Raw genomic sequence first — 7,712 nt, forward strand, 5'->3', positions numbered from 1 at the left:
CGACTCAGGAACACTTCTCATGCCCCGATACTCGCTACGGCAAAGTAAAGATCTGTCATGCGGTGCGGCTGCATCAGCTGTTGCAGAGGCTGAGCTTAGTCAAGCCAGCGCCCCGGGTACCCCCAAGGAAATGGAAATTTTTGCGTCTGTCAGCCGCGACTTCAATCAACTGGAGGTCAGCGCTCCAGCCAAGATTGCCCGTTATTTCAAAACCGCCGGTTTTCGCGCCAGCGTGATCGAATCGCCTTATCGTACGGCTATTCTTATATTGGGATCACCCGCAGTGTTCGCACCCGAATGGGCAAAGTACTCCATGGAGTTGTGGAGTCCGACCAACTGGGTGACCCGCTGGCCCAGAGGGGTACGCGAACGAGACTTCGACAACAATGCTCGTTTGATCATGTTGGTCGCGGTCCCGAATGGCATGCATTATTTGCTGGCCCGCCGTGATGCCGGTCAGTATTACGTCATGGACCCGGCCTACGACATGGACGTCGCCGTACCCGAATTCAGTTCATGGGCAGGGCTTCACTGGGCCGACGGTAAATCCTGGAACCCACTGGCAACGATCACCACAGGCCCACCCAATGAAGGGCGCACCAATCACTATCTGGGGATCAGCATCTGGGTCAATACTGCCAACTCCCCCTACGTGTGGTACTGACGTCAACCCGCCTGAGATCAACCGATGCCGCGCGCCATTGATACCAATACCAGCCTGTCCCTCACAGCCTCTTCCCTAGCGGCGCTGTATCCAGAATCCATTTGCGGCGACGAATCCCTGAACCATCTCGGCCAGTATGTGCTCAATGGCCTCAACGACGGCACCAGTCTTACCCTGGCCCCCGCTATCGCCACCCATGTCACTGCCACCTTGCACAATGACGCCATGCTCCGCCCGCTGGACGCCCTCGTCGCTGAAATCCGTCAATTGCCGGCCGACGCCACCGCCGAGCGCTATCAACTCCTGCTCCGGCCCTGGCTCTGGTGGCTGAGCCTGGCCAGCAACAACCGCGTGTTCCAGAACCTCGCCACGTCGGACATCGTCACCACGATTTTCAAGGCCCATGGGTTCACCGACTTCCAGCTCAAGCTCACCGGTAGCTACACTCCGCGCGAATACTGCGTGCAATATGGCGAGACCGATCTGGCCTTCGTCTCGCGCCTGCTGGAAGAAGACGGGATCTTCTGGTTCTTCACCCACGAGGAAGGCAGCCACACGCTCGTCCTGGCCGACAGCAACGACGCTTTCGCACCGATTCCCAACGGGCCAACGGTAAACTATCTCGGGCAAAAAATGGGCGAGCGAGAGCTGCACGGCATCCGTTCAGGGCAGGTGTGCCTGCAAGCGGTGGCCGGGGTTTACCAGGCCACCGACTATGAATTCACCACGCCAACGACATCGCTCTACAGCCAGGCCGAAGCCGTGGCCGGGCCAAGTTCGATGTATGAGCATCCGGGCGGCTATACGGTCAAAGCCCAGGGCGATGCGCTGACCAAACAGCGGGTGGATGGCTTGCGCAGCCAGGAGAAAGGTTTTGTCGGCGAAAGCGATTGCCGCTGGCTGGTGCCGGGCTACTGGTTCACCCTCGCCGGCCATGAAGACACGACGCTGAATATCGATTGGGTCGTGACGTCGGTCAGCCATGAAGCCAGCCACGACAGCTATCGCAACCGCTTCGAAGCGATCCCCAAGGCCACGGTCTATCGACCGCCCCGCCTCACCCCAAAACCGCGCATGCACACCCAGACGGCAGTGGTGGTGGGCAAGGCCGGCGAAGAAATCTGGACCGATGAATATGGCCGGATCAAATTGCAGTTCCCCTGGGACCGCACCGGCAAGAACGACGAGACCTCATCCTGCTGGGTCCGCGTGGTCTTGCCGTGGAGCGGCAAGGGCTTTGGCATGCAGTTCGTGCCGCGCATCGGCCAGGAAGTCATCGTGACCTTCATCGACGGCGACCCGGATCGGCCCTTGGTCACCGGTTGCGTCTACAACGGCGACAATGCCCTGCCCTACGCGCTGCCGGCGAACCAGACCCAGTCCGGGATCAAGACCAATTCGTCCAAGGGCGGCGGCGGTTTCAACGAGTTGCGTTTCGAAGACAAGAAGGACGCCGAAGAAGTGTTTCTCCAGGCCCAGAAAGACTTCAACATCAACGTGCTCAACGACACCACCGCCGCCGTCGGTCACGACGAGACCCTCACGGTGCAGAACGCCCGCACCCGCACGGTAAAGGATGGCGACGAGACCGTGACCCTGGAGAAAGGCAAGCGCAGCGTGACCATCCAGACTGGCAGCGACAGCCTCGATGTGAAGGACACCCGCACCGTCACCGTGGGTTCGGACCAGAGCCACAGCACCGGCGGCAACTACGATCATAAGGTCACCGGCAATTACAGCCTGACGGTGGACGGCAACCTGACCATCAAAGTCAGCGGCACCCTGACCCTGCAAAGCGGCGGCAGCTTCGCGATCAAGAGCGGCGCCGACCTGGCCGCCCAGGCCAGCACGTCCATCAGCCAGAAAGCCGGCACGGCCCTGAGCAACCAGGCCGGTACCTCGCTGGAAAACAAGGCCGGCACCACCCTGACCAACGACGCCGGCATCAGCCTGGTGAACAAGGCGGCGGCCGAACAGACCGTGGATGGCGGCGGCATGCTGACCATCAAGGGCGGCCTGGTGAAGGTCAACTGACAGGAGCCACCGATGGCCTCGAAAAAACTCGACCTGGAGCGTGGTGACAGCCAACTGAGCGGGCAACTGGTCGATGGCCAGCTCGACGGCCCGCTGCAAATCGAAGAAGCCCAACGCCCGCAAGCAAAGCTCAACTACAGCCAAGGTGAACTGCAAGGCACCAGCACCCTGTATCACCCCAATGGCAAGGTCTCGGCGGTATTGCCGTTCGTGAAAGGCAAACTGCAAGGTGTGGCGAGCTTCTATGCGGCCGAAGGCGGGTTGCAACGCCAGGCCACGTACCGCCGCGGGTTGCTGCACGGTGAGGCGAACAACTACTTCCCCGACGGGCAACTGGCCGAAGCCGAGGTCTATCGCGACGGCGTGCGCGACGGCCGCTATCGCCGCCTGCACCCCAACGGCAACCCGGCGGTCGAAGCCCGCTACCTCAACGGCCAACTACTGGAACCAGCCCAGGCCTACGCCGAAGACGGCCGGCCACTGGACGCCGAAGGCAAACCGATCTCCCGGGTGCGCTGGTGGTTCAGGCGCTGGAATGATCCAGCGCAGGCATAACGATTGTCTTGCCTCTCCCCCTGTGGGAGCGAGCTTGCTCGCGATGACGCCGGCACATCCAACATCACCACCCACTGACCCACCGCTATCGCGAGCAAGCTCGCTCCCACAGGGTCTGTGCAATGCCTGCAAGATTGCCGATCAGGGGATGAGCATCTGCACCTGCCCTGGCACGACGATCTTGATCACCCCGGCCCAGGTACACATCAAGGTGCTGTTGGCATCGATGGCCGGCATGTTGCCCAGCAACAGGGTCGGGGCGCCGCCGGGGATCCATGGGGCCGCGGTGGCCGGGATGCAGGGCATGGGGGTCAGCACGCCGAGTGCCGCCGCGGTGGCGGCGGCCACGGTCGGGTTCGCCAGGCTCATGCACATGCCGAACGTGGTGATGTTCACCAGCGGGATGTGATCCATGATATTCGCCGCCGGCATCCCGCCGGTCAGCAGGCGATTGACCGGCAGCACATTGAGCACCGCCGGGGCTGCGCCGAAGCTGCATTGCAAGGTCGCGGTGCCACAGACTTGCGGGCATCCCATCGCGGTTGCTCCTTTGAAAGCGACAGACTCCAAAACCTTAGCTCGCCCCTACCCGACGCGCACGCCGCCATGCATCAAGCCCGCTGATTATCCTGCAACACGCTAACCTATAAGACCCTGGCGTGCTTGTGACGCCTCCCGCGCGCCATTAGATTAGCCAATGATCGATGGCCTCCAAAATAAGCAGAAGGGATAAGCATGGCGTTTACTGATCAGTCCACCCGCGTGCGCGACGGTGAAGAACTCGATGCCAACCTGATCGACCCGTACCTCAAGGCCCACATTCCCGGCCTGACCGGCGTGCCGCAGATCAGCCAGTTTCCCGGTGGCGCGTCGAACCTGACCTACCTGCTGGAATACCCCGAGCAGGAATTCGTCCTGCGCCGTCCACCGTTCGGCCACAAGGCCAAGTCCGCCCACGACATGGGCCGTGAGTTCCGCATCCTCAATCAATTGCGCGAAGGTTTCCCGTACTGCCCCAAAGCCTACGTGCACTGCACCGACGAGTCGGTGATGGGCGCCGAGTTCTATGTGATGGAACGGGTCAAGGGCATCATCCTGCGCTCCGACCTGCCGCCGGAACTGGGTTTCGACGCCGCCCGCACCGAAGCGCTGTGCAAGAGCTTCATCGACCGACTCGTCGAGCTGCACCGTGTCGACTACAACGCTTGCGGCCTGGCCGACCTGGGCAAGCCCGAAGGCTACGTGGCCCGGCAGATCCGCGGCTGGAGCGACCGCTACGAAAAAGCCCTGACGCCCGATGCGCCGAAGTGGGAAGCGGTCAAGGCCTGGCTCAACGACAAGATGCCGGCCGACCACCCCACTTCGAGCATCGTCCACAACGACTACCGCTTCGACAACGTGATCCTCGACCCAGAGAACCCGATGCAGATCATCGGCGTACTGGACTGGGAACTCACCACGATCGGCGATCCGTTGATGGATCTGGGCAACAGCCTCGCCTACTGGATCGAAGCCGCAGACCCGGCCCCCGTCCAACTGATGCGCCGCCAGCCAAGCCATGCCCCCGGCATGCTGACCCGCCGTGAGTTCGTCGATTACTACGCCGAGCGCGCCGGGATCCGCATCGACAACTTCGACTTCTATTACACCTACGGGCTGTTCCGCCTGGCCGGCATCGTCCAGCAGATCTACTACCGCTTCTTCCACGGCCAGACCCAGGACAAACGCTTCGCGCAGTTCGTTCAGATGAACACACTGCTGGAGCAGATGAGCCTGCAGGTCATCAGCAAATCCGCGCTCTGAGCGCACCTATAACAAGGAAACAGCATGTCCAAGACCCAGTTGTTCGACCTCGACGGTAAAATCGCCTTCGTTTCCGGCGCCAGCCGCGGCATCGGCGAGGCCATCGCCAAACTGCTGGCCCAGCAAGGCGCCCATGTGATCGTTTCCAGCCGCAAGCTCGACGGTTGCCAGCACGTGGCCGACGCCATCATCGCCGCTGGCGGCAAGGCCACCGCCATCGCCTGCCACATCGGTGAAATGGAGCAGATCAGCCAGGTATTCGCCGGTATCCGCGAACAGTTCGGGCGCCTGGACATCCTGGTCAACAACGCCGCCACCAACCCGCAATTCTGCAATGTCCTGGACACCGACCTGGGTGCGTTCCAGAAAACCGTGGATGTGAACATCCGCGGCTACTTCTTCATGTCGGTGGAAGCCGGCAAGCTGATGCGCGAGAACGGCGGCGGCAGCATCATCAACGTGGCGTCGATCAACGGCATCTCGCCGGGGATCTTCCAGGGCATCTACTCGGTGACCAAGGCTGCGGTGATCAACATGACCAAAGTCTTCGCCAAGGAATGCGCGCAATTCGGCATCCGCTGCAACGCCCTGCTGCCAGGCCTGACCGACACCAAGTTCGCCTCGGCACTGGTCAAGAACGACGCCATCCTGAAGACCGCCCTGGCGCAGATCCCGCTCAAGCGCGTGGCCGACCCGAGCGAAATGGCCGGCGCGGTGTTGTACCTGGCCAGCGATGCGTCGAGCTACACCACGGGTGTGGCGTTGAATGTGGATGGTGGGTTCCTGTCCTGACAGTGAGCCCTGTGAGAGACTCTGTGGGAGCGAGCTTGCTCGCGATAGCGGCGGGTCAGCCAGTACCAGTGCGACTGATGCAGCGCTATCGCGAGCAAGCTCGCTCCCACAGGGGATCTTCAGTGCTCGCGCAATGAATATTTATTCCAATATTTGCAATTAGAGAATATTTATTCCATAAATAGCCCTCCTGAAAATAACAATTCAAAGGGCTCTTTCTCATGCATGAACTCGGCATCGGTCTGATTGGCACCGGCTTCATGGGCCGTGCCCATGCCTTGGCGTTCCACAATGCCAAGGCGGTGTTCGACCTCCCCCTGAACCTGAAACTGGCGGCCCTGGCCGACGCCGATCCGCAGCGTGCCCGGCAATGCGCCCACAGCTGGGGGTTCGAGACGGCACACAGTGACTGGCAACAACTGATCGACGACCCGAAGGTCAACCTGATCGCCATCACCACACCCAACCACCTGCACTTCCCCATGGCCATGGCGGCGTTGGCGGCGGGCAAGCCGGTCTATTGTGAAAAGCCCCTGGCGGTGTCCCTGGAACAGGCCGAGCAGATGCGCCAGGCGGCCAAGGCGGCCAAGGCGGCCGGGGTGGTGACGCGGGTCGGCTACAACTATCAACACAACCCGATCATTCAACGGGCGCGGGACATGATCCAGCGCGGCGAACTGGGACAGATCATCAGTTTCCAGGGCGAATTCAGCGAAGACTTCATGGCCGACCCCGCCTCACCGTGGTCATGGCGCTGCGAAGCGGCCCACGCCGGCGGCGCACTGGCGGACCTGGGCAGCCACTTGCTGGCCATGGCCCGGCACTTGTTGGGCGATGTCGAAGCGGTGAGCGCCGACAGCCAGACCGTGCACAACCAACGCCCTGCCAGCGTAGGCAATGCCGAACAACGCGCCATTGCGGTCGATGACCAGGTCCACGCGCTGCTGCGTTTCGCCAACGGCGCCCGAGGCACGGTGAGCAGCAGTTGGCTCAAGCACGGCTACAAGAACCACCTGAGCTTCGAGATCAGCGGCACCCTCGGCACCCTGGCGTTCGATCAGGAACGGCTCAATGAACTGCGCCTGTGTCGCGTCGGCCAAGCGGGTTTCCAGCGCCTGCTGGCCGGCCCGGATTTGCCCGGTTATGCCGCGTTCAGCCCGGCCGCCGGGCACCAATTGGGGTACAACGAATTGAAGACCCTGGAGGTGCATGAACTGGTGATGACGCTTGCCGGCGAAGGCGGCAGCGGGACGGACTTCGAAGAGGCCTGGGAAGTGGAGCGGCTGGCGGCGGCGATTCGTGTGGCGGCGCGGGAGGAGCGTTGGGTGAAGGTCAGCAAGCAATAACTTGCTGAGCAAACCGCTCATGTGAACGGCTCTTGTGGCGAGGGAGCCCCCGCCGCGTCTTCGACGCTGCGCTGTCGCGCAGCAAACAATTATTCGGCCTAAGATAGGAGGTGCGCGCAGGACAGAGGCCGTAGTTATCACTGGCGTGTTCGCACCCGAGAGGGAGAGTGGTCCGCACGGTATCGGCGTGGAGTCGTTGTTGGCACAGCACGCTGTGACCACGTATAGGAGAGTGAACCCTTTCGCCACCGTGTGGCCTGCGCCTTGGAATCTATTTAGAAGATCAGATACCTGACTTTTTGGGTAGGAGCTTGCTCACGAAGTCAGTCTGACAGCTGGCCAGGATTATGGCCGAGTACATATCCATCGCTGCGGTAACGGCCACTTAGGGTTCCGCCCTGACGGCGGCTCACTTTTGAGAAGCGCAAAAGTAAGCAAAACGCTTTTGCCCCACCACTCGGCACCTCGCCTAGGCTCGGTGTGCCCTCACTCCGGCATTGCTCCGTGGGCCGCCGCGA

7 protein-coding genes are annotated in these 7,712 nt (G+C 61.8%); 6 read left to right on the forward strand and 1 reads right to left on the reverse strand.

What is annotated here, in order from left to right; all coding sequences use genetic code 11:
- The first annotated feature begins 19 nt into the window (after positions 1 to 19).
- From AB4Z20_RS26010 to AB4Z20_RS26020, 3 genes are read left to right on the forward strand one after another with little or no spacing between them, the layout of a single operon-like run.
- On the forward strand, positions 20 to 664 hold the full coding sequence (locus AB4Z20_RS26010) for a hypothetical protein (RefSeq protein ID WP_442090955.1): 645 nt from the start codon (positions 20 to 22) through the stop codon (positions 662 to 664).
- Between the two features lie 24 nt (positions 665 to 688).
- Positions 689 to 2,698 carry a type VI secretion system tip protein TssI/VgrG gene (gene tssI, locus AB4Z20_RS26015; RefSeq protein ID WP_442090957.1) on the forward strand — a complete coding sequence of 670 codons (2,010 nt, stop codon included), beginning with the start codon at positions 689 to 691 and terminating at the stop codon, positions 2,696 to 2,698.
- 12 nt (positions 2,699 to 2,710) lie between these two features.
- A complete protein-coding gene (locus tag AB4Z20_RS26020) occupies positions 2,711 to 3,253 on the forward strand; it encodes a toxin-antitoxin system YwqK family antitoxin (RefSeq protein WP_024617951.1) in 543 nt (180 codons plus the stop codon).
- A 141-nt stretch (positions 3,254 to 3,394) separates the two neighbouring features.
- Here AB4Z20_RS26020 and AB4Z20_RS26025 read toward each other — a convergent pair whose 3' ends face one another.
- Positions 3,395 to 3,790 (reverse strand): DUF4280 domain-containing protein, encoded by a 396-nt coding sequence (locus AB4Z20_RS26025; RefSeq protein WP_003202818.1) that lies wholly within the window; start codon positions 3,788 to 3,790, stop codon positions 3,395 to 3,397.
- A 198-nt stretch (positions 3,791 to 3,988) separates the two neighbouring features.
- Between AB4Z20_RS26025 and AB4Z20_RS26030 the strand changes: the two genes are divergently transcribed.
- The 3 genes from AB4Z20_RS26030 to AB4Z20_RS26040 all read left to right on the forward strand — a co-directional run bounded on the left by AB4Z20_RS26030 (position 3,989) and on the right by AB4Z20_RS26040 (position 7,194).
- A complete protein-coding gene (locus AB4Z20_RS26030; RefSeq protein ID WP_258688472.1) occupies positions 3,989 to 5,056 on the forward strand; it encodes a phosphotransferase family protein in 1,068 nt (355 codons plus the stop codon).
- A 24-nt stretch (positions 5,057 to 5,080) separates the two neighbouring features.
- The gene (locus AB4Z20_RS26035; protein ID WP_003180553.1) at positions 5,081 to 5,848 is read left to right on the forward strand and encodes an SDR family oxidoreductase; all 768 of its coding nucleotides are present in this window, start codon (positions 5,081 to 5,083) and stop codon (positions 5,846 to 5,848) included.
- 221 nt (positions 5,849 to 6,069) lie between these two features.
- The gene (locus tag AB4Z20_RS26040; RefSeq protein ID WP_442090960.1) at positions 6,070 to 7,194 is read left to right on the forward strand and encodes a Gfo/Idh/MocA family protein; all 1,125 of its coding nucleotides are present in this window, start codon (positions 6,070 to 6,072) and stop codon (positions 7,192 to 7,194) included.
- Positions 7,195 to 7,712 lie beyond the last annotated feature (518 nt).

Origin of the sequence: Pseudomonas sp. KB_12 (assembly GCF_052114545.1) — a bacterium.
GTDB lineage: Bacteria > Pseudomonadota > Gammaproteobacteria > Pseudomonadales > Pseudomonadaceae > Aquipseudomonas > Aquipseudomonas brassicacearum.